This is a genomic window from Diaphorobacter ruginosibacter (assembly GCF_040396215.1).
GTDB lineage: Bacteria > Pseudomonadota > Gammaproteobacteria > Burkholderiales > Burkholderiaceae_C > Diaphorobacter_A > Diaphorobacter_A ruginosibacter_A.
In genome coordinates this window covers 44644-64246 of sequence record NZ_JBEBOW010000002.1, presented here as the reverse complement: position 1 = coordinate 64246, position 19603 = coordinate 44644, and the positions used below count along the sequence as shown (strand labels likewise).

Genomic DNA, 19603 nt, shown 5'->3' with positions numbered 1-19603 from the left:
GCCGCGCCGCCGCGCTACCATGTGCCGCATGGCCCGCCATGCCCATTCCTCGTTCCTGCTGACAGCGCCCATCGCGTCGGTTCGCCACTACAGCGGCGAACACGCGGCGCATGCGCACGACCATGCGCAGATTCTGTATGCGCTCGAAGGCCGCATGGAACTGGAGGTGAACGGACGTGCGGCCTTCGTCGATGCGGCCTGCGGCATGGTGGTGCCCGCCGGCGTGGAGCATGGGTTTCTTGCCTCGCCGGGCGCGCGGCTGCTGGTGATCGACGCCCCGCACGACCGCGGCGGCGTGGACAAGGTGCGGCGCTTCGCCGTTCCCGCCGCGTTGCGTGAAAAGCCGCTCGCCCTGAGCGGCGACGACGCGGGCCGGCACCTGAGCGAGCTGCTGTGCGCGCCCCGCGTGCTTGCGCGCCGTGACCTCGATCTGTCCCATGTGCGCGAGCAGATCATCCGGCAGTTGCATGAAAACTGGAACACGCGCCGCATGGCCGCGCTGGTGCATCTGAGCGCGCAGCGCTTTCACCTGCGCTGGCTGGAGCTCACCGGCAAGACGCCGCAGCAGTGGCTGCGCGAGCAGCGCCTGGACGCTGCCGCGCGCGCGCTCGCGCGCGGCGAGCCGCTGGAGACCACGGCATTGCGCTGCGGCTACAAAAGCGCGAGCGCGCTGGCGTTCGCGCTGCGCCGCGACCGCCAGGTGGGCGCGCGGGACCTGCGGCGCGGCTCCCGCAGGGCTGCATGACGGGCCGCGCCGTGCGCGCACCACGAGCGTTTCTCTACAAATCGCGGGGCTGCGCGGCGGCATGATGGCGCCCATGACGCACCCGCCTGCCCACCCGGTCTCTCCCGCCCTCGGGGTGGCGCTCGTCAGCATCGCGGCCGTGTTCTGGGGAACGACGGGCACCGCGCAGAGCCTGGGCGCGCAAGGCCTGTCGCCCTACTGGCTGGGCGCGGCGCAACTCGCGGTATCGGCGGTTTTCTATGCCGTGCTTCGATGGGCGATGGTGCGCCGCCGCAGGAAAAGCGGAGGGCAGCCGCTGTTTCCACGGCCCTCCGGGCTGGGCCTGGACATGCGCCTGATCGCGCTGGCCGCCGCCGGCATCGGCGGCTACAGCATCTGTTTCTATGCGGGCGTCAAACTGACCGGCGTGGCCGTGGGCACGGCAGTGGCGATTGGCTCCAGCCCGATCTGGGCCGGACTCATGCAGGCCGTGTTCCTGCGCACGCCGCTGTCCGCCCTGTGGTGGTGCGGCACGGCGGTGAGCATCACGGGCGGCGTGGCGATGGCCTTGGGCAAGGGGGCGGGCGCGGCGCCGCTGTCGGCGGGAGGGCTGCTGCTGTGCCTGCTGGCGGGGCTGTCCTATGCCGCCTATGCGCTGATCAACAAGCGGCTGGTGGCGCACGTATCGCCCGGGCTGGCCAATTTTTACGTGTTCAGCGGCGCGGCGCTTTTTGCGGTGCCAGTGGCCTTCCTGCTGGCGGGCGCGCCCCGGTTCAGCCTGCCCTCGCTGCTGGTGGCGGCCTACCTTGGCGTGGTGGTGTCTGGCATGGCGCATGCGCTGTTCTCCACCGGGCTGCGCGGGATTTCCGGCCCCACCGGGGTGACGCTTTCACTGATCGAACCCGTCGCGGCGTTCGTGCTGGCGATCTGGGTGGTCGGCGAGCGTCAGGGGCTGCAGTCCTGGACCGGGCTGGCGCTCGTCATGACCGGGCTGCTGGTGGTCGTGCGCGCCGAGCTGCGGGCGTCCAGGACGGTTCAGGTGTTGCCCACGTAGGGATTGGTGCGCCGCTCGCGCCCGAACGTGCTCTCGGGGCCATGTCCCGGGATGAACACCGTCTGGTCGCCCATGGGCCACAGCCGCTGCACGATCGAGTCGATCAGCTGCTGATGGTCTCCCCTGGGGAAATCCGTGCGGCCGATGCTGCCCGCGAACAGCACGTCGCCCACGAACGCTCGGTCGATCTGGGGGGCGTGGAACACCACGTGGCCCGGCGTGTGGCCGGGGCAGTGGCGCACGTTCAGCGTCTCGTTGCCGATCTGCACCGTGTCGCCATCGTGCAGCCAGCGCGTGGGCGTGAACGCCAGCGCGGGCGGGAAATTGAACATCCTGCTTTGCTGCGGCAATCCGTCGATCCAGAACTGGTCGCCTTCCTGCGGGCCGATGATGGGCAAGCCGAGCTCGCGCGCCAGCTCGCCCGCGCCGCCCGCGTGATCGATATGCGCGTGCGTGAGCCATATTGCCTTGAGGTTCAGCCCGCGCTGGCGCACCTGGTCCAGCAGAGCGTCGATGTCGCCGCCCGGATCGATGATCGCGGCGTCCCCCGTGACGTCGCACCAGACGATGGAGGCGTTCTGCTGAAAGGCGGTGACGGGAACGGTGTGGTATTGGAGCATGGCGGGAGACGAGGTTGCTGATGATGAAGTTTCGAATATTTTGCGGGAGGCGCGGTGAACTTCGACAACAGAGTTTCAAAACGCGTTGATCTGCGCGAGGGTTGCGCCGGCATGGATCGCGAAGATCCGGGCTCTGGAAAGAGCCAAGCGGGCCGCCAATGACGGCTCGAGGGCTCAAGGCGCCTGTAGAATTTGCCGGTTCCATTGCGAGATGCCGCCACATGCCACCAGTCACTGAGACCCATTTGCTCGACGATGCGCTTTGGTCGCGCGTGCTGACCCACGACATCGCGGCCGCATTGCAGGGACAGGTGTTGCAGTGCTACTGGGGGGATGAGCAGGGGCGGACCCAGTCGGTGCCGCTTCGGCTGGGAGCGCTGCGGGAGCGCCCGGCCCATCAGCAGCACCAGCAGTTCAGCGTATTTTTTCAGGGCCCCGCGTCGCCGCAGTTGCCGCAGCGGACGTACCGCATGCGCCATGCGGAGTTGGGAGATTTCGCGGTGTTCATCGCACCCGTGGCGCGCACCAGCGAAGGGCTCGAGTACGAGGCCTGCGTGAGCCATGACAGCCATGGCGGTTGAGGGCGCCCCGGCGGATCTGCGCGTGGGGGCGCTGGTCCTGCGTCCCGTGCGGCCTGATGACTATCCGTTCTTGCGCTCGGTCTATCGGGAGGTGCGCAGGCCGGAGCTGGCTGCCTCCGGCTGGACGGAGCAGGAGATGGATGCGTTCTGCGACGCGCAATTCACCCTGCAGGATCGGCACTATCGCGCCCATTACCCTTATGCCCGTTACTTCGTGATCGAACTGGAGGGTGTCCGGATTGGACGGCTGTACCTGAGTGACGGACCGGACCTGCTGGCCCTGATGGAAGTGTCCCTGTCAGTGCGGCGACGAGGACAGGGGCATGGCACGCAGCTGGTCCGCTGGGTGACGCAGCAGGCCGATGCCACGGGGCGCAGAGCGCGGTTGTTCGTGGAGCCAGACAACCCGGCCAAACGCCTCTACGAGCGCTTGGGGTTCGTGGACAGCGAAATCCAGGGGGCGTACATGAAAATGTTCCGGGAGCCGCAGCCGGTCAATACCGCGCAAACCACGGCGCAAACCACGGGACAGGCAGCCGCGCCAGCACCCCTCAACCGCGATTGAAGATCGCCTCCAGCGCGCGGCCTTGCGCGTCATTCGGGGTCATGAAGATGGCGTGCAGTCCCAGGCTGGGGTGTTCCACCTGCCACAGCGCCTGCCGTGCGCCCTGGGGGCCCAGCACTTCGAACACGGCGCGAAACGACTGCGCGTGGTTGGTGCAATTGGGCAAGTCTTCCACGGACGTGAGCCGTGCCGTGCGTGCCGTGCCATCCTGGGAAAGATGGAAGGTTTGATCGAGAAGCGCCAAGAACTTCTGGCGGGTCAGCGCGGCGCTGGCGGGCGGTTCGCTCGCCTGGCTGGCGACCGCGGTCAGCATGGCGCCGGGCACGACCGCGGTTGCGGGCATGGAGCCAGCCAGCTTCAGAAAATTTCTTCGATTGGATTTCGTCATCTGATTTGCCGCAAGATTTTTTAACATTTTGATTGATCTATTCTAGAATTTAAATAATTAAAACAAAATGCGGCGTCATCGGCGTCGTCCTTTCGTTATGGCACAGCCCTATGTCGGTGAAATTCGAATATTCGCGGGCAATTTTGCGCCCGCGGGCTGGATGTTCTGTGAAGGGCAATTGCTGGCGATTTCCGAGTTGGAAACACTCTTCCAGCTGATCGGCACCACCTACGGCGGCGATGGCCAGGAGACTTTCGCGTTGCCCGATCTGCGTGGACGCATCCCCCTGCATCAAGGAAGTGGTTTCATCCTGGCGGAAACCGGCGGCGTGGAAGCCGTGACGCTCTCCGTCAATCAGATTCCTTCCCATTCCCATGCGCTCCTGGCAAGCTCGGGAACGGGCTCACAGGCGTCGCCCAAGGATGGCGTATTCGCCGGCCATCGCGATCACAAGGTGTTTGCCAATACGCAAGCGCCCGAGGGGGCTCTGGGTCCGAGCGCCCTCGATCCCACCGGAGGCTCCCAGCCACATGACAACTTCCCGCCGTATCTCTGCGTGAATTTCATCATCTCGCTGTACGGCATTTATCCGAATGAAAACTGATGGCTGAACCATTCCTCTCAGAAATCCGCGTCATGTCCTTCGCCTTCCCTCCGCGGGGCTGGGCGTTGTGCAACGGGCAACTGTTACCCATCAATCAAAACCAGGCACTTTTCTCGCTGCTTGGAACGACATTCGGTGGGGACGGGCGTGTCAACTTCGCGCTACCGGACTTTCGAGGGCGCATGCCGATGCATGTCGGCAACGGGCATGCGCTTGGAGAACGCGCGGGCGAACAGGCGCATACGCTCAGCATCGGCGAGCTGCCGGCCCACACCCATCTGGTGAATGCCTCCGAGGCGCCAGGCAACCGCAGCTCCAACAGTGCCAGCAGCACCCATATTCCTGCAGCGGCCTTCGGACACTATGCGCCTGGAGCAGATGTCAGCCTGACGCCCGCCAGCGTCACGAACGTGGGCGCTTCTCAGGCGCATGTGAATATGCCGCCCTTCCTGACGCTGAGTTTCACCATCGCCCTGCAAGGCATCTTTCCCTCACCGACTTGAGATCATGGCAGATCCCTTTGTAGCGGAAATCCGCATTTTCCCGTTCAACTTCGCACCCCGCGGCTGGGCCTGGTGCGATGGCCAGTTGCTGCCCCTTTCACAGAACACCGCCTTGTTTTCCCTGTTGGGAACCACGTACGGCGGTGATGGAAAGTCCAATTTCGCGCTGCCTGATCTGCAGGGGCGGATGCCCATGCATCCCGGCCAGGGGGCCGGGCTCTCGCTGCATGACCTGGGCGAGACGGGTGGCTCCGATACGGTCACGCTGCTGGAATCCGAGATTCCGAGCCATACCCATATGGTCAAGACCGGTCTGGCCGGCGACGCCGCGGTGACGTCGGCCTCCGGCACATCGGCCCTGGGGTCCGCCCCTACCCGTGCCTATGCCACGACACCCGCAAGCAGTCTGACCAGGATGTCGCCGCAGCAGGTCGCCCCTGTGGGAGGAGGAATGCCGCACAACAATCTGCCGCCCTATCTCACGGCGTATTTCTGCATCGCGCTGCAGGGTGTCTTCCCTCCGCGGTCCTGATTGCCGCCATCTCGCCACCGCCCACCACTTCTTCGACGCGCCATGCATCACTCCCTACTCGCCGCTGCAATGCTTCTGAGCGCGTCAATGGCCCATGCGCAAAGCGAGCCACTGGTTCAACGTGACCTCGCCGAGCGCAGCGGCCGCTTCATTGATCTTTCGCCGTCTCAGACCGAGCCGCTTTACGTCGTCAATACGGCGGGCGGCTCCATTCGCTTTGACGCTCGTGGCGTGAGCATGGAGCAGGGGCCTGCGAGCCAGCCGGTCCGGCTCAAGAGCATTGGCGTGCATGCGGGGCTGAGTTACGCCTTTGATGGCGGCGCCTCTTCCGCGCCGCTGGGCCAGAAGATCACGACATCGTCGTATAGCGCCTTTGTGGGCCCGCAGAGTGACTGGGTGCGCAACCGGGCGGGTTACGCCGAGCTGGCCTACCGTGGTGTCTGGCCAGGGGTGGATGCGGTCTTCAAGGGCACGGACACCGGTTTGAAGTACCAGTTCGAGTTGGCGGCGGGCGCCGATGCCCGGCAGGTGGCGCTGCGCATCGCGGGCGCCGAATCCGCGCGCATGACGCCGGAGGGGGCGCTGGAGTGGCGTGTGAACGGCACGACCCTGCACGATAGCGCTCCTGTTGCCTACCAGACCGTTGGCAACAAACGGGTGCGGGTTGCGGCGGGCTATGTGCTGCAGCCGGTGGATGCCGGCACCTGGCGCGTGACGTTCACGCTGGGCGACTACGACACCTCCTTGCCGCTGGTGGTCGACCCCGCATGGGCGGCTCCGGCGGGCCTGGTGGGCGACAACGTGAACGATGTGGTGAACGCCGTCGCGCGGGATGTCGCCGGCAAGACCACCTGGGTGTGCGGCACGACGCAGGATGGATGGCTTCAGAAGGCGTTTGTTGCGCGATTCAACGGCGACGGGTCCTCAAGCCGGTTCACTCTTGGCGGCAATGGCAACGATAGCTGTCGTGGCCTGGCCCTCGGCCCGGACGGCTCCGTCTATATCGGCGGAGTGACGGAATCCACCAATTTCCCCACGCAGGGAACACGCACCGACGCCAACCTGCACGGCAGCAAGACGAGCACGGACAAAGACGGCTTCTTCGCCAAGATCGACCCCGCAGACAACACCGTGGTGTGGTCGAGCCTGTTTGGCGGCGCCGGTGACGATCAGGCGAACGCCGTGGCGGTCGATGGCGCGGGCCGCCTCTACATCACCGGGTTCGCCACGCCGACTTGCGCCGCGGGCGTCTGCACCCCGAGCGCCTTGGGCTCTTCCGCGACCCCGTGGAGCAGCACCGGCAAGAACGCGTTTGTCGCGCGCGTGGCGGCAAACGGGCAGGCATTCGAATACTTTCGGGCATTGAATGGCGACGGCGCCGTCAATATCGGCCACGCGATTTCAGTCGATCCAGGAACCAATGCCGTCATCGTGGCTGGAGAGACCGACTCGACATCCGCCGGCATGCCCACGGGCGTGCCAGGCCTGAACCAGGTCCCCAACGCCCGGCCCGCGGATGGCGACTCCAACGGAGATATGGCCGATGGGTTCGTCGCGCGCGTCAATCCGACGGGCGATGCCTATGAATATTTCACCCTCCTCACGGGCTCGTACGACGCCGCCAAGGTGACCAGCGACCGCGCGTTGGGCGCCCGGCTTCTTGCGGACGGCAGCGTGCTGGTGGTCGGCGAGACCAGCGCCTCGGGATTCCCCATCAATGCGGTGGCCGGCAACACGTTCGCCGGCGGCATGGATGGCTTCGTGGTGCGCCTTGCCGCCAGTGGCGCGTCCGTGTTGTCCGCGCGGTATCTGGGCGGCAGCGGATACGACAGCGCCACCGCGGTCGCGGCGGTGGGCGATGGCTACTACGTGATCGGCAACTCGACGGGCGCATTGACGAACCTGACGGGAACCGGGAGCGCGGGCGGCCTCTCCAATGTCTCCCTGGGAGGACAGGACGGATTTCTCGCGCGCTTCACGGCTGCGTCCAACACCCCCGAATTCTGGGGGCTGATCGGCGCGTCCGGCATGGACAGCTTCAACGCATTGGCCGCCGAGGCTGTGGATATCAACGCCACCACCCGGCCCTTCGGCCGTCCCGTGCTGTACGCCGGCGGTGCGTCGAGCGCATCACCGGGCATCGTGCAGCGAGGCGAGCTCCGGCGGATCGATTCATATGGCCCGCCCGTCACGTTCGACATTCAGGACAGCGGCGGAACGCAGAGCGCCATCATTTTGCAGGACTACGCGGATCTGAAGGTGCTGGTCAAAGACTCGCTGGGCCAGCCGGTTCCCCGCGTGATCGTGAACTTCACCGCGCCCGCCGTCGCCAACGCGCCTTCCACCAACATGCCCGGCACGCACACCGCCACGGCCGATGTGGACGGTTATGCCACGCTCACGGGCGTGAAGGCCAATGGGTATGCCGGGTCCTATCTCGTGGTGGCCACGAGCGGAGCCGCCACGACCGATTTCTCGCTGACCAATCTCAAAGCAGATCAGACGGACTTCACGGTCTCGGCAAGCAGCACGTCCGTGCCCTTCCAGGCCAGCGTCACGCTGACTCCGTCGGGCGGCGTGACCGGCGTACAGGTGGTCTACGAGCTCGACCCCGCCGACGCGAATGCCTCCACCTACTGTTCGGTGTCCGGCAACCAGGTCACCGCTGTCAAGGCCCAGGGCGCGTGCAAGGTCATCGCGACCAACCCGGGCAACACCAACTACAACCCCGCATCCTGGACCATTGAACTGACGACGGCCAAGGCGCAACAACCCTTGTTCGCCGTCACCGCCGCACCTTCGAGCATGCCGGTTGGCGGATTCTCGGCATTGAGCTTCACGGGCGCGCTGTCCGGCGGCGCGGAAACCGCGACGGTCGACCCCTCTTCCAGCGCCGTCTGCCGCATCAACGGCGCCACGCAAGTCGAGGCGCTCACCGCCGGAGCCTGCACGATCAACGCCAGCGAAGCCGGTGACGACAACTACTTTCCCGCCATCGCGTCCACCGTCATCACCGTCACCAAGGCCAGCGGGGAAATACTTGCCGTGCAGGCAACGCCCGCCACCATCGCCTATGGCCAGACGTCGCAACTGAGTGTGACACCGAACGCCAGCACCGGTGCGATTTCGTATGCGGTGTCCAGCGGCCCCTGCTCGGTTCTGGGCAACGTGCTGTCGGCATCGGGGGTGGGCAGTTGCGTGGTGACGGCAACGCAAGCCGCCGACGCCAACTATGAAGCCGGATCGGGCGACGTGACGATCACCGTGAACAAAGCAGAGCAACAGGCGTTCGCGATCACGGCGCCAAGCTCCACTGTGCAAGCCGGACAGACAGCGCTCCTTGGTTTTACAGGCGGCTCGACCAACAACGCGGTGGTGTACTCCATCGTCAGCGGCGCGCCTGGGGTCTGCACGCTCTTTGGCAACACGATCTCGGCGGTTTCCGCTGGCGCCTGCGTCGTGCAGGCGGTCATGCCTGGAGACGCCTACTATCTGGATTCCCCCGCCAGCACCGCCACCATCAACATCGTCAATCAGGCCCAGGCGCAAATCACCATCAGCGCCGCCAGCACCAGCATCGCCCTGAATGGAAGCACCAACGTGACGGCCGCCGGCGGCAGCGGCACGATCGACTACACCTACGCCCTGGTGGCTGGCGGCGATGCCTGCACCCTGGACCCCAAGTCGGGGCTGGTCACGGGCAAGGCCATCGGCTCGTGCGAAATCAATGCGAGCAATGCCGCGTCGGGCGGCTACGATGCGGCGACCAGTTCCAACAGCGTGACCATCAGCGTCGGCAAGGCTTCGCAGACCCTCACGTTCAGTCTCCCAGCAGGCCCGCTGGTGCTGCGCGCGGCGGATGTGGCGCTCAGTGCCACGTCCGACATCCCGGGGCTGACCGTGACCACGTTTACCTCCAAGACGACCCGCGTGTGCGAGGTCACGGGAACGACGCTGGCGTTCTACACGGCAGGCACGTGCACGGTCACGGCCTCACAGCCGGGAGACGAGAGCCATGCCGCCGCCGAAATGGACGCCAGCGTTCTGGTGACACTGCCCGCGGGGACTTCCAGCACGGTGACCGGCACCCTGCCTCAGGGCCTGGCCACCGCGCAGATTTCGGGCGATGGCTGGATCTTTGGCCCGCCAGGTGACGTACCGGGCTGGGATGTGACGGGTTTTCAGGTGTCCACCGACCTTGTTCCTCCAGCCAATTTGACGTTCCCCGCAGGTCTGTTCGGATTCACGGCCATCAACGGACTCAAAGGGTCCGCGGCAACCATTCAGTTCACCTACCCCATGAGTTTCCCCGCGGGTGCGCAGTATTGGAAATACGGCAAGACAAGTGACGACCCCACTGATCACTGGTACCGGCTGCCCGGTGTCACCATCTCCGGCAACACCGTCACGCTGACGGTGACCGATGGTGGTTTGGGCGACAGTGATCTGTTGGCGAACTCGTTCATCACCGATCCCGGTGGTGTTGCCATCAACAGCGCGGCACCCGGGCCCACCGGCGCCACGCCCGTGCCTTCCTTGGGCGCGCTGGCCTTGGGGCTGCTCAGCCTGCTGCTGTCGGGTCTGGCGATGGGGCGCCAGCGATCCGGCCCGCGGCGCTTTCACACGGATTGAACGACCGGGTCTGTCCGCAAGCCATTGAGGCTTGCGGGCGGCGCGGATTCTTCCGGCGCACACCCTGTTCCTGCGCATACCCTGTTCCTGCACCCCCCCTATGGCGGGGTGCCTGCGGGCCTGGCGATCCGGCGCCGCACATGCGGCATGCTCGCCGGGCCATCCCGCCCGCTGGCGCGAAACGGCTCCATGGATGGAGATCCGGCCCCTTGTTTTCCGTCCGCTTCCGATTTGCTGGAAAACCCTGAGAAAACCGCTGTTCAGTACAAATTTATAGATGCATCCCATTTTGTATGGGACTTCATGCCTCCAATTGATGAGAATTACCGCAGCGCATGAGTTTTGAATTCTGGCGCATGCGGGTTGAATAATTCTTACGGGGACAAAATATGCGATTGCAATATCGATGGGTGGCTTTGGGGCTATTGGGAGCGGTGGGGATTTCAGCACAGGCGCAGTCTGAATTGAAGATTTCGGGTGTGCTGGATGCGGGTATTCAGAATTACAAGAGCGCCAATGGCAATACCGTCAATCGCCTGCAGAATGGCGCGTTTGAAACATCGCGGTTGATTATTGCCGGCAAGGAAGACCTGGGCGGCGGCCTGAAGGCCAATTTCATGCTGGAGATGGCCCCCGCAGTGGACACGGGCGAGACCAGCCGCTTCGGATTCTTCAACCGGAATTCCTGGGTGGGCCTGTCCGGCGCGCAATGGGGCGAGGTGCGTTTCGGCCGCTATCTGACGGGGTCCGCCAATCTGCTGTGCCAGGTGGATCTGCACTGGTGCGGCAGCGGCTTCAACGGCACGGGCATCATGTACAACGGAGATCTGGCGACCGTGGGGCGCTGGATATCCGGAAGTCCCGGGCGGGGTGGTAATAATAATGAAGGTATTTCTGTTTTCTCGGGTGGAAATGGCACGGCGGGAAGCGCTGAATCGAATCGCAAGAATAATGCGATTCAATATGTGAGCTCACGTATTTCCGGTTTCCAGGCGAAAGTCATGTATTCCATGGGTGAGCTTGGGAAAAATCCGGCCAATGGATCTGGAGATCACGTCGATGCGACGCTGACATATCAGGATCAGAATCTGTTCATCGGCATTGGTTATGCCGAGGTTCGCCCGGATCCGCTGTGGAATGCCAAGGGCGCGCTTACCAGCCTGGGTGGAACGTATAAATTCGGCGCTCTGCGCGTGGGCGCCATCTACCAATATGAAACCGCCTCGGGCCCATCTGCAAAATGGACCCGCGCCAAGTCCTGGGCGCTGACCAGCGCCTATCGCATGGGCGCCTTCGAGCCGTACCTGAAGTTCGGCCAGCACAGCACCAACGGCACCGGGGCCTACGGCATCGTGGACGGCACCGATGCGTTCGTGGTGAATGTCGGCACGCAGTATGCGCTGTCCAAGCGCACGTCGCTGTACGCCGATTTCGTGACGGATCTTAAAGGCAGCGACGGCAATCCGGCGATCTACAAGAACGACACCCGTTTGATCACGGTGGGCATGAAGCACTATTTCTGAGGCAGTGCATGGCGGCGCCGTATTGCAAGCCGGCGTCGCCCAGTGGAGACAAAGCATGTGGAATTGGAACAAGAAGGCGGCGCTCGCGGGCGTCATGGCCGTGGGCGGGGTGTTGTCTGGCGCAAACGCCATGAGCGCCGAGGCGGATGGCTATCCCACCCGCGCGGTGAACCTGATCGTGCCGTTCGCCCCCGGCGGCGGCGTGGACCTGATGGCCCGCTACATCAGCAAGAAGCTGGAAGGGCGGCTCGGCCAGCCGGTGGTCGTGGAGAACAAGCCCGGCGCGGGCGCGGCGATCGGCACGGCGGTCGTGGCGCGCGCCAGGCCCGATGGGCAGACGCTGCTGTTCACCAGCGTCGCGCATGCCATCAATCCGGGTTTCTACCCCAACCTGCCGTTTGATGCGCTCAAGGACTTTGCCCCGGTGGCGCCCGTGGCGACCGCTCCCAACGGTATCGCGGCGCGCGCCGATGCGCCGTTCAACACCTTGCCCGAGATGATGGCCTATGCCAAGGCCCATCCCGACAAGCTGACTTACGGCGCGATCAGCGGATCGACGACCATGTACCTGGGCATGGCGATGTTCGTGAAGGAGGCGAATCTGCCCATACGCTTCATTCCCTACGCGGGCACGCCGGCCTCGGTGCAGGCGGCGGTGGCGGGCGAGGTGGACATGGTCTCGAGCGGCTACGCATCGGCCGATACCTTCGCCAAGACCGGCCGCCTCAAGATGCTGGCGATTTCCACGGCCAGCCCGAGCGCCATGGCGCCGGGCATCCCCACGATCGCGGAGGCCGCGCATCTGCCGGGCTTCGAGGTGGTCAACTGGATGGGCATCCTGGCGCCCGCGCACACGCCCGCGCCCATCGTCGAGCGGCTGAACCGCGAGATCAGGGCGATTCTGGATGATCCCGAATCAGGGAAATTCTTCGAGGTGCAGAAAAACGAGCGCCTGTACGGTTCTTCCGAGGAATTCCGCAAGCTGATCGCCAGCGACATCCAGCGCTACGGCAAGATCATCGAGGAAACCGGCGCGGCCAAGCAGAAGTGACTTTGAACATGCAAACGAGTGAAGACAAGAAAAAGCAGCGCATCGGCATGGTCGTGCCGTCGCTCAACACCATCGGCGAGGACGATTTCCGCAAGTTCTGCCCCGAGGACGTGGCCTACCACGTACACCGCATCCGCCTGCGCAAGGAGGGCGGAGTGGTCACGCGCGACAGTCTGCTGCGCGCGCACCTGGAGGCCATCGATGAGTCCGGCTACCTCAAGGACCTTGGCGCGGACGTGATCACCTTCAACTGCACGGGCGCGAGTGTCTCGAACGGCGCGCGGGGCGACTGGTCGCTTGCCGAGCGCATGGAAAAGGAATTGGGCGTGAAGTCGTCCAACACCATGGTGGCCATCAAGCGCGCGCTCAAGGCCGTGGGCGCGGCAAAGATCGTGCATGTCTGCCCGTTCGCGGACAAGTTCTCCAATGACGAGCGGACCTCGCTGGAGGCCGACGGCCTGGAGATTCTGCAATCCGTGGGACTGAATTTCGTCGATGCCCGCCAGGCCGCGCTGATGCCGCCCGCGCAGCTCGTCACGCACGCGCTGCAGCATGCGGTGCCGGGCATGGACGCGATCCTGCTGTCATGCGCGAACGTGCGTGCGTTCGAGGCGGTGCGGGAGCTCGAGGACAAGCTCGGCGTGCCGGTGGTGACGAGCAATCAGGCCGTGCTCTGGGATGCGCTGCGGCAGGTGGGCTGGAGCGGCAACCTGCCGGATGCGGGGCGGCTGTTCACACATTGACAGAGAGGAAATGCGAGTGCTTCTTGAGGGACCCGGGCGGTCCCTTTTTTTGTCGCCCAAAAATCACCCCCTCGGGGGCAGCGGACCACGCGCAGCGGGGAAGCGTGGGGGCCTTTTTTTCGTCCCGCGCCATGCCCTGGCGGTGGCGCGAATTCATTCAGCAAAAATTTATGGATAGCCGTTCAAATTGATTGGCCGCTGAAATCGTGAATTCCTAGAATTGATTCATCAAATTCAGGAGATATGCATGGACAAGGTGCTTTTTGCAGGAACGGCGGTGACCCGGGAAAATGCCATTGGCTCGCTCTACAGAATGGAGCATGGCAAGGAGTGGGTCAAGGTGGGTGATATTCCTGATAATGCCGCAGTGCAGGCGGTTGTCCAGCATCCGGTCAATGAGAATATTATTTTCGCCGCCACGAGAAAAGGTATTTTCAAATCCACCGACAAGGGCCTGGGATGGCGCAACGTGCATGCGCCGGAGGGTATTCAGTTCTGGTCCATCGAATTTGACCCGCGCAACCCGGATCATCTGTTTGCGGGCACCTCTCCGATTGGCGTGTTCGAGAGCCTGGATGGCGGTGAAACCTGGACGGCATGCCAGGTGAATCATCCGGAGCGCTTCAATATCCGTTTCGGCGCCTCGCGCGTGATGCGCCTGGCATTTCATCCGACCAACGACAAGGTGCTCTACGGCATTGCCGAAATCAATGGTTTCATGCTGAGCGAGGACGGCGGAAAGACCTGGAATGCCCGTACCGGGGCGCTGGTCGAGCTTGCCAGGGATCCCGTGCTCAAGAGCAAGATCGAGACGGATGACGAGGCCGAGGGGATGTTCGACGCGCATGCGGTGACCACATCGACGGCCAGGCCCGATGCCGTGTATTACCTGTGCCGCATGGGCGTATTCGAAAGCAACGACCTTGGCAAGACCTTCGAGGATTTGAAAGTCCGCAATTTCGCTCCTTTCAGTTATTGCCGCGATCTGCGCGTGGTGGCAGGAAAGCCAGAGAAACTCTATGCGTGTTTCAGTATTTCCTCGCGCAGCAACGCCGGTGCTGTCTATACCAGCGACGATCTTGGACGAAATTGGCGGCGCGCCGATTCTCAGGTGAATCCGGAAAGCACCATCATGGGCATCAATGTTCATATCAAGAATGGTGATGGCGTCATTTCCGTGACGCGTGGCGGCCAGGTTTTCTATACCTTCGATGGCGCGGAAAACTGGTTTGAAAAGCAATTGCCATCCGATGCGGGTGATGCATTTTGCGTGGCGATGATTTGATTTTCTGTATTTTGGTGGAGAAATGAGCATGCGCCTCAATGGCATTATTCGCGCGCTGGAGTCGGGTCCGGGTATCGCATTCACATCGTTCGTGCAGGCGGAGATCGAAAACGCGGTCAACTTTGGCCAGTCGGGCAACGACGGACTGGTGTTCGAGCTCGAGCACAACCCGTGGGACATCTCGGCGCTGCGCACGGCGATGCAGTTTCTGCTGCAGCGCGAGCAGATCGTGAAGATGGGCTCGCTGGCCAACCCGATGACGCCGATGGTGCGCATTCCTGCCAGTGGCAGCGAGATGAACCAGTGGCTTGCCAAGCAGGCGCTGGACCTGGGCGCCTATGGCATCGTCTGGCCGCGCATCAGCAACAGCGCCGAGGCCTACAACGCGGTGGCGGCCTGCCGTTATCCGCGCCTGCCCGGCCGCGATCACTATGAGCCCGCGGGCCTGCGCGGCGACGCGCCGATGGCCGCGGCGCGTTACTGGGGCCTGTCGCAGCAGGAGTATTACAAGCGCGCCGATGTGTGGCCGCTGGTGCCCGAGGGCGAGATCCTGGTCGCGCTGATGATCGAGGATGTGCAGGGCGTCAACAACATCGAGACGATGCTCCGCGAGGTCGAGGGCATCGGCGTGCTGCTGATCGGCGAGGGCGATCTCACGCAGGAGCTGGGCTGCCCGCGCGACTACGAGAACCCCGAGCTGCTCAGGCACATGGCGCATGTGCTGGAGGTGGGCAGGGCGTTCAACGTGCCCGTGGGCCATCCGCACATGACCCGGCAGAACGCGCAGGGCATCATCGAGCAGGGCTACCGTTTCCTGATGAGCTATCCGCGCCGCGACTTCTCGGCGCTGGATACGGGCCGCAACATCGTCAAGGGGCTGTGATGGCCGATAGTCTCAAGACCGTGCTGGGAAAGCACGCGCAGCTCGAAGGCGTGCGCCAGCTGCGGGAGGCGATGCCGGGCGTTGTGTTCGATTTCGTGGATATCAAGCGCATGCCCGATGCCTACCGCGACATGGCGCGCACCCAGCCCTATGACATCTGCGAGATGGCGCCGACCATGTACCTGATGGCGCTCGAGCGCGGCGCGCGGATCACCGCTTTGCCGATCCCGATGACGCGTCGCTTTCGCCACTCGGGCATCAAGAAGCGCAAGGGCGTCGTGATCGACAGCCCCCGGCAGCTCGAGGGCCGCAAGGTCGGCGTGCGCAACTATTCGGTGACGGCGGCCGTGTGGACGCGCGGCGTGTTCGCCGATGACTACGGGCTCGACGCGGGCAAGGTGCAGTGGGTCACCGAGGAGGCCGAGAACCTGGACGACATGGCGCTGCCCGCCAACGTGCAGCGCCTGCCTGAAGGCCGCAAGATCGCCGATGCGATCAACGCGGGCGAGATCGACGTGGCGTTCGACGGCCTCGCAGGCGCGGGCGACGCGCAGGTCGAGATGGAGGATCTCGTGGCGGACGCGGCCAGCGTGGAGCGCCGGTGGTTCGAGCGCACGGGCATCTATCCGATCCATGGCGTGATCGTGGTGAGGAACGAGGTGCTCGAGCGCCACCCCGGGATCGGGCTGGCCCTGTATGGGCATTTCACGCGCTCCAAGGACGCCTACCTGCAGTCGCTGGAGTCGCGCGCCGAGCCGTCGGGCGACGACAGGCGCTATCTGAAATTGCGCCAGTACGTGGGTGATCCGCTGCCCTATGGATTCGCGGAAAACCAGGCTTCGCTGCAGGCGTTGATCCGCTATGCTCACCAGCAGGGACTGGTGGGCGGGGAGGTCGCGGCCGAAGACATCTTCATCGATCCGCGCCATGCGGCGGCCGGCCAGGTGGCCTGCTGGAAGTGAGGGGGAGCAAAAGAACATGCAAAACGAAAAAACGTCATTGAAGGCGATGTTCGGGACCTATCCCAAGACAGCCCCGCTCAAGGCCGGACAGGTGGCATCCGACATCGTGGAACTCGACATAGCGCCGGTGGACAATGCGCAGTCCGCATTCAAGGACGTGGTGCGCGCGCACCTGTTCGACGTGGCGGAACTGGCCGTGGTGACCTACCTGCTCGCCTTCGATGCGGGCCACCGCTACCGCCTGCTGCCGTTCGTGATGAACGGAAACTTCCATCACAAGAGCCTCTATGCGCGCGCCGATGACGAGTTCGGTCCGCGAGAGCTCAAGGGCAGGCGCGTGGCGATGCGCTCGTATTCGCAGACCACGCCCGCCTGGGTGCGCGGGATTCTCTGCGATGAATACGGCATCGACATGCGGGACGTGCATTGGTGGAGCCAGCAGGGCGCGCACGTTGCCGAGTACAAGGACCCCGAATGGGTGCGTGGCATGGACAAGTCGCTGAGCCTGGAGGAGGCGCTGCTGGCGGGCCAGGTGGACGCGATCATCGCCGGCGGCGCCATCGAGAACAAGGACAGGCTGCGCCATGTCATTGCGTCTCCGCTCGAGGCCGCCAGGGCATGGAGCGAGCGCACCGGCGTGGTGCCCATCAACCATGTGGTGGTGGTCAAGGACGAACTGCTCAAGACCAGTCCACGTGCCGTCGCGGAGATCTATCGCATGCTCATCGAAAGCCGCGCGCTCGCGGGCGACATGCCCGCGCCGGCGAGCCGTGACCTGCAGCCGTTCGGCTTCGACGCGCTGGATGCCTCGCTGCGCAAGGTGATCGACTACGCGTTCGAGCAGCAGATGATCAGCAAGCGCTATTCGCCGGAGGAACTCTACGGCGACGTGCGCAATGTATTGGAAAAGAATTAAGGAGACAGTCAGATGCCCGGAATCGTTTCTTCGGTGGCATATGTGCGCCTGGGCGCGCCGGACCTCGATGTTCAGGAGAAATTCCTGCTGGACTTCGGGCTGGTGCGGGTGCTGCGCGACGACAGGCGCCTGTACATGCGCGGCATTGCGGATGCGCCCTTCGTCCATGTGACGGAACTCGGGGAGAGCGGCGTGATCGGCGTGGGCTACGAGGTGAACCCCGATGTGCCCATCGAGTCGCTCGAGCAGCGCTTTGGCGCGAAGGTGGAACCCATCGACGAGCCCGGCGGCGGCAAACGCCTGGTGCTGCACGACCCCAATGGCCTGCGCGTGGAGCTGGTGCAGGGCCGCGCCGCGGTGGACGAGCTGCCGCGCCGCAATCCGCTGCGCGGCAGCGGCGGCGCGAGCAAGGACCATGGCCCCGCGCGCATCGAGAAGCTGGTGCACACGGCCTACATGACCACGCGCCTGGCCGAGACCATCGCCTGGTACCAGGAGAACTTCGGATTCCTGCCCACGGACGAGCTGTACATCGGCGAGCCCGGCAATACCCTGGGCCGCTTCGTGCGCACCGACTGCGGAGAAGACCCGGTGTACCACCACGTGCTGTTCATCTTTCGCGGCGAGAAGAACGGGCTGCATCATGCTTCGTTCGAGGTCGAGCGCGTCGATGAGATCTTCACCGGCGGCGATTACCTGCACGGCCTCAAGTACGACCATGTGCGCGGCATCGGCCGGCACGCGCTGGGCAGCCAGATCTTCGACTACTGGATGTCGCCGTTCAACGTCATGCACGAACACTGGTCCTCGACCGAGAAGATGAACGCGCACAGCGGCTTCAACGAAATCAAGATCGGCTCGGGCATGGTGCATGACAGCGGGGAGGCTCCGCCCGAGCGCTTCGTGAAGCAGGCATCGCCCATTCTTTCGGGCGCGGCGCGATAGGCGCAGCCCCACTGCAGGAGACATTCAACATGATCATCGATTGCCACGGTCACTTCACGACCGTTCCCCCCGCGCTGCACGCATGGCGCAAGAAGCAGCTGGAAGGCACGGGCGTGCTGGGCGAGCCGCTCGCCATCTCCGACGACGAACTGCGCGCGGGGCTGGAGGGAAAGCAGATCCGGTTCCAGCGCGAACGCGGGCTGGACCTCACGCTGTTCTCGCCGATCGCCGGCCAGATGGGCCACCATCTCGGAACGCCCGAGCAGAGCGTGGAATGGTCCGAAGTGGCCAACAACCTGATCCAGCGCGTGTGCGAGCTGTACCCGCGGAATTTCGTGGGCGTATGCCAGTTGCCGCAATCGGCCAGCGCGGCGGACTTCGGCATCGCCGCGAGCGTCAGGGAGCTCGAGCGCTGCGTCACCGGGCTGGGCTTCGTCGCCTGCAACCTGAACCCCGACCCGTCGGGCGGCTTCTGGCAGGCGCCGCCGCTGACCGACAAGGCCTACTACCCGCTCTACGAAAAGATGGTGGAGCTCGACGTACCGGCCATGGTGCATGTGAGCAGCTCGTGCAACCCCTGCCACCACCATGTGGGCGCGCACTACCTGAATGGCGACACCTCGGCGTTCATGCAGTTCCTGCTCGCGCCGCAGCTGTTCGAGGACTTCCCCACGCTGCGTTTCGTGATCCCGCATGGCGGCGGCGCGGTTCCCTATCACTGGGGCCGCTACCGCGGCCTCGCGCAGGACATGGGGCTGGGCAAACTGACCGAGGGCATTCTGAAGAATGTCTATTTCGACACCTGCGTGTATCACCAGGCGGGCATCGACGTGCTCGCCAAGGTCGTGCCGGCCGAGAACATCCTGTTCGGCTCGGAGATGATCGGCGCGGTCAAGGGCATCGATCCGGAGACCGGCCACAACTATGACGACACGCGCCGCTACATCGATGGCACGCCGCATCTCACGCCCGCGCAGCGCGAGGCCGTGTTCAAGGAAAACGTGCTGCGTGTCTATCCGCGCCTGAAGGCGCATCTCGCGGCATTGGCGAGCTGATCGCGCGCGGTAAACCATCCATACCATTCAGGAGAGA

General features: G+C 64.3%; 19 protein-coding genes. 17 read left to right on the top strand and 2 right to left on the bottom strand.

Annotated elements, in window-relative coordinates; genetic code table 11:
* Positions 1-28 precede the first annotated feature (28 nt).
* Both ABWP92_RS00785 and ABWP92_RS00780 read left to right on the top strand, forming a co-directional pair.
* A complete protein-coding gene (locus ABWP92_RS00785; protein ID WP_353233433.1) occupies positions 29-745 on the top strand; it encodes a helix-turn-helix domain-containing protein in 717 nt (238 codons plus the stop codon).
* 73 nt (positions 746-818) lie between these two features.
* Positions 819-1778: a DMT family transporter gene (locus ABWP92_RS00780; RefSeq protein ID WP_353233432.1), complete on the top strand. Its 960-nt coding sequence runs from the start codon at positions 819-821 to the stop codon at positions 1776-1778.
* Here ABWP92_RS00780 and ABWP92_RS00775 read toward each other — a convergent pair.
* Positions 1760-2398 carry an MBL fold metallo-hydrolase gene (locus ABWP92_RS00775; protein WP_353233431.1) on the bottom strand — a complete coding sequence of 213 codons (639 nt, stop codon included), beginning with the start codon at positions 2396-2398 and terminating at the stop codon, positions 1760-1762. The two genes, ABWP92_RS00780 and ABWP92_RS00775, sit on opposite strands and share 19 nt — an antisense overlap.
* Positions 2399-2619: 221 nt before the next feature.
* On the opposite strand from ABWP92_RS00775, the gene ABWP92_RS00770 reads away from it, so the two are divergent.
* Positions 2620-2979, top strand: a complete 360-nt coding sequence (locus ABWP92_RS00770) for a DUF6916 family protein (RefSeq protein ID WP_353233430.1) — start codon at positions 2620-2622, stop codon at positions 2977-2979.
* A complete protein-coding gene (locus tag ABWP92_RS00765; protein ID WP_353233429.1) occupies positions 2960-3544 on the top strand; it encodes a GNAT family N-acetyltransferase in 585 nt (194 codons plus the stop codon). The genes ABWP92_RS00770 and ABWP92_RS00765 overlap by 20 nt, the downstream gene beginning before the upstream one ends.
* On the opposite strand, the gene ABWP92_RS00760 is transcribed toward ABWP92_RS00765, so the two are convergent.
* Positions 3531-3887 (bottom strand): DUF6916 family protein, encoded by a 357-nt coding sequence (locus ABWP92_RS00760; protein ID WP_353233428.1) that lies wholly within the window; start codon positions 3885-3887, stop codon positions 3531-3533. The two genes, ABWP92_RS00765 and ABWP92_RS00760, sit on opposite strands and share 14 nt — an antisense overlap.
* A gap of 172 nt (positions 3888-4059) precedes the next feature.
* On the opposite strand from ABWP92_RS00760, the gene ABWP92_RS00755 reads away from it, so the two are divergent.
* The 13 genes from ABWP92_RS00755 (at position 4060) to ABWP92_RS00695 (ending at position 19566) form a co-directional block, all read left to right on the top strand.
* Positions 4060-4536 (top strand): phage tail protein, encoded by a 477-nt coding sequence (locus ABWP92_RS00755; protein ID WP_502907426.1) that lies wholly within the window; start codon positions 4060-4062, stop codon positions 4534-4536.
* On the top strand, positions 4536-5039 hold the full coding sequence (locus ABWP92_RS00750) for a phage tail protein (protein WP_353233426.1): 504 nt from the start codon (positions 4536-4538) through the stop codon (positions 5037-5039). Before ABWP92_RS00755 ends, ABWP92_RS00750 begins: the two co-directional genes overlap by 1 nt.
* Positions 5040-5043: 4 nt before the next feature.
* Complete coding sequence (locus tag ABWP92_RS00745; protein WP_353233425.1) at positions 5044-5571, top strand: phage tail protein; 528 nt, start codon at positions 5044-5046, stop codon at positions 5569-5571.
* An 87-nt stretch (positions 5572-5658) separates the two neighbouring features.
* Positions 5659-10203, top strand: a complete 4545-nt coding sequence (locus ABWP92_RS00740; protein ID WP_353233424.1) for a DUF7948 domain-containing protein — start codon at positions 5659-5661, stop codon at positions 10201-10203.
* 389 nt (positions 10204-10592) lie between these two features.
* The gene (locus tag ABWP92_RS00735; RefSeq protein ID WP_353233423.1) at positions 10593-11726 is read left to right on the top strand and encodes a porin; all 1134 of its coding nucleotides are present in this window, start codon (positions 10593-10595) and stop codon (positions 11724-11726) included.
* 55 nt (positions 11727-11781) lie between these two features.
* Entirely contained in the window at positions 11782-12777 is a 996-nt protein-coding gene (locus ABWP92_RS00730; protein WP_353233422.1) for a Bug family tripartite tricarboxylate transporter substrate binding protein, read from the top strand.
* A gap of 8 nt (positions 12778-12785) precedes the next feature.
* On the top strand, positions 12786-13520 hold the full coding sequence (locus tag ABWP92_RS00725) for a maleate cis-trans isomerase family protein (RefSeq protein WP_353233421.1): 735 nt from the start codon (positions 12786-12788) through the stop codon (positions 13518-13520).
* Positions 13521-13767: 247 nt separating this feature from the next.
* A complete protein-coding gene (locus tag ABWP92_RS00720) occupies positions 13768-14805 on the top strand; it encodes a WD40/YVTN/BNR-like repeat-containing protein (RefSeq protein WP_353233420.1) in 1038 nt (345 codons plus the stop codon).
* A gap of 22 nt (positions 14806-14827) precedes the next feature.
* The gene (locus ABWP92_RS00715) at positions 14828-15688 is read left to right on the top strand and encodes an HpcH/HpaI aldolase family protein (RefSeq protein WP_353233419.1); all 861 of its coding nucleotides are present in this window, start codon (positions 14828-14830) and stop codon (positions 15686-15688) included.
* Positions 15688-16650: a substrate-binding domain-containing protein gene (locus ABWP92_RS00710; RefSeq protein ID WP_353233418.1), complete on the top strand. Its 963-nt coding sequence runs from the start codon at positions 15688-15690 to the stop codon at positions 16648-16650. The genes ABWP92_RS00715 and ABWP92_RS00710 overlap by 1 nt, the downstream gene beginning before the upstream one ends.
* A gap of 16 nt (positions 16651-16666) precedes the next feature.
* Positions 16667-17566, top strand: a complete 900-nt coding sequence (locus ABWP92_RS00705; RefSeq protein ID WP_353233417.1) for a substrate-binding domain-containing protein — start codon at positions 16667-16669, stop codon at positions 17564-17566.
* A gap of 12 nt (positions 17567-17578) precedes the next feature.
* On the top strand, positions 17579-18511 hold the full coding sequence (locus tag ABWP92_RS00700; protein ID WP_353233416.1) for a VOC family protein: 933 nt from the start codon (positions 17579-17581) through the stop codon (positions 18509-18511).
* A 29-nt stretch (positions 18512-18540) separates the two neighbouring features.
* Entirely contained in the window at positions 18541-19566 is a 1026-nt protein-coding gene (locus ABWP92_RS00695) for an amidohydrolase family protein (RefSeq protein WP_353233415.1), read from the top strand.
* The last annotated feature ends 37 nt before the right edge of the window (positions 19567-19603 follow it).

What these genes read in the sequence shown, in the direction of transcription:
- ABWP92_RS00785 (WP_353233433.1), top strand. Translation starts at nt 29, where the DNA reads ATGGCCCGCCATGCCCATTCCTCGTTCCTGCTGACAGCGCCCATCGCG.
- ABWP92_RS00780 (WP_353233432.1), top strand. Translation starts at nt 819, where the DNA reads ATGACGCACCCGCCTGCCCACCCGGTCTCTCCCGCCCTCGGGGTGGCG.
- ABWP92_RS00775 (WP_353233431.1), bottom strand. Translation starts at nt 2,398, where the DNA reads ATGCTCCAATACCACACCGTTCCCGTCACCGCCTTTCAGCAGAACGCC.
- ABWP92_RS00770 (WP_353233430.1), top strand. Translation starts at nt 2,620, where the DNA reads ATGCCACCAGTCACTGAGACCCATTTGCTCGACGATGCGCTTTGGTCG.
- ABWP92_RS00765 (WP_353233429.1), top strand. Translation starts at nt 2,960, where the DNA reads ATGACAGCCATGGCGGTTGAGGGCGCCCCGGCGGATCTGCGCGTGGGG.
- ABWP92_RS00760 (WP_353233428.1), bottom strand. Translation starts at nt 3,887, where the DNA reads ATGCCCGCAACCGCGGTCGTGCCCGGCGCCATGCTGACCGCGGTCGCC.
- ABWP92_RS00750 (WP_353233426.1), top strand. Translation starts at nt 4,536, where the DNA reads ATGGCTGAACCATTCCTCTCAGAAATCCGCGTCATGTCCTTCGCCTTC.
- ABWP92_RS00745 (WP_353233425.1), top strand. Translation starts at nt 5,044, where the DNA reads ATGGCAGATCCCTTTGTAGCGGAAATCCGCATTTTCCCGTTCAACTTC.
- ABWP92_RS00740 (WP_353233424.1), top strand. Translation starts at nt 5,659, where the DNA reads ATGGCCCATGCGCAAAGCGAGCCACTGGTTCAACGTGACCTCGCCGAG.
- ABWP92_RS00735 (WP_353233423.1), top strand. Translation starts at nt 10,593, where the DNA reads ATGCGATTGCAATATCGATGGGTGGCTTTGGGGCTATTGGGAGCGGTG.
- ABWP92_RS00730 (WP_353233422.1), top strand. Translation starts at nt 11,782, where the DNA reads ATGTGGAATTGGAACAAGAAGGCGGCGCTCGCGGGCGTCATGGCCGTG.
- ABWP92_RS00725 (WP_353233421.1), top strand. Translation starts at nt 12,786, where the DNA reads ATGCAAACGAGTGAAGACAAGAAAAAGCAGCGCATCGGCATGGTCGTG.
- ABWP92_RS00720 (WP_353233420.1), top strand. Translation starts at nt 13,768, where the DNA reads ATGGACAAGGTGCTTTTTGCAGGAACGGCGGTGACCCGGGAAAATGCC.
- ABWP92_RS00715 (WP_353233419.1), top strand. Translation starts at nt 14,828, where the DNA reads ATGAGCATGCGCCTCAATGGCATTATTCGCGCGCTGGAGTCGGGTCCG.
- ABWP92_RS00710 (WP_353233418.1), top strand. Translation starts at nt 15,688, where the DNA reads ATGGCCGATAGTCTCAAGACCGTGCTGGGAAAGCACGCGCAGCTCGAA.
- ABWP92_RS00705 (WP_353233417.1), top strand. Translation starts at nt 16,667, where the DNA reads ATGCAAAACGAAAAAACGTCATTGAAGGCGATGTTCGGGACCTATCCC.
- ABWP92_RS00700 (WP_353233416.1), top strand. Translation starts at nt 17,579, where the DNA reads ATGCCCGGAATCGTTTCTTCGGTGGCATATGTGCGCCTGGGCGCGCCG.
- ABWP92_RS00695 (WP_353233415.1), top strand. Translation starts at nt 18,541, where the DNA reads ATGATCATCGATTGCCACGGTCACTTCACGACCGTTCCCCCCGCGCTG.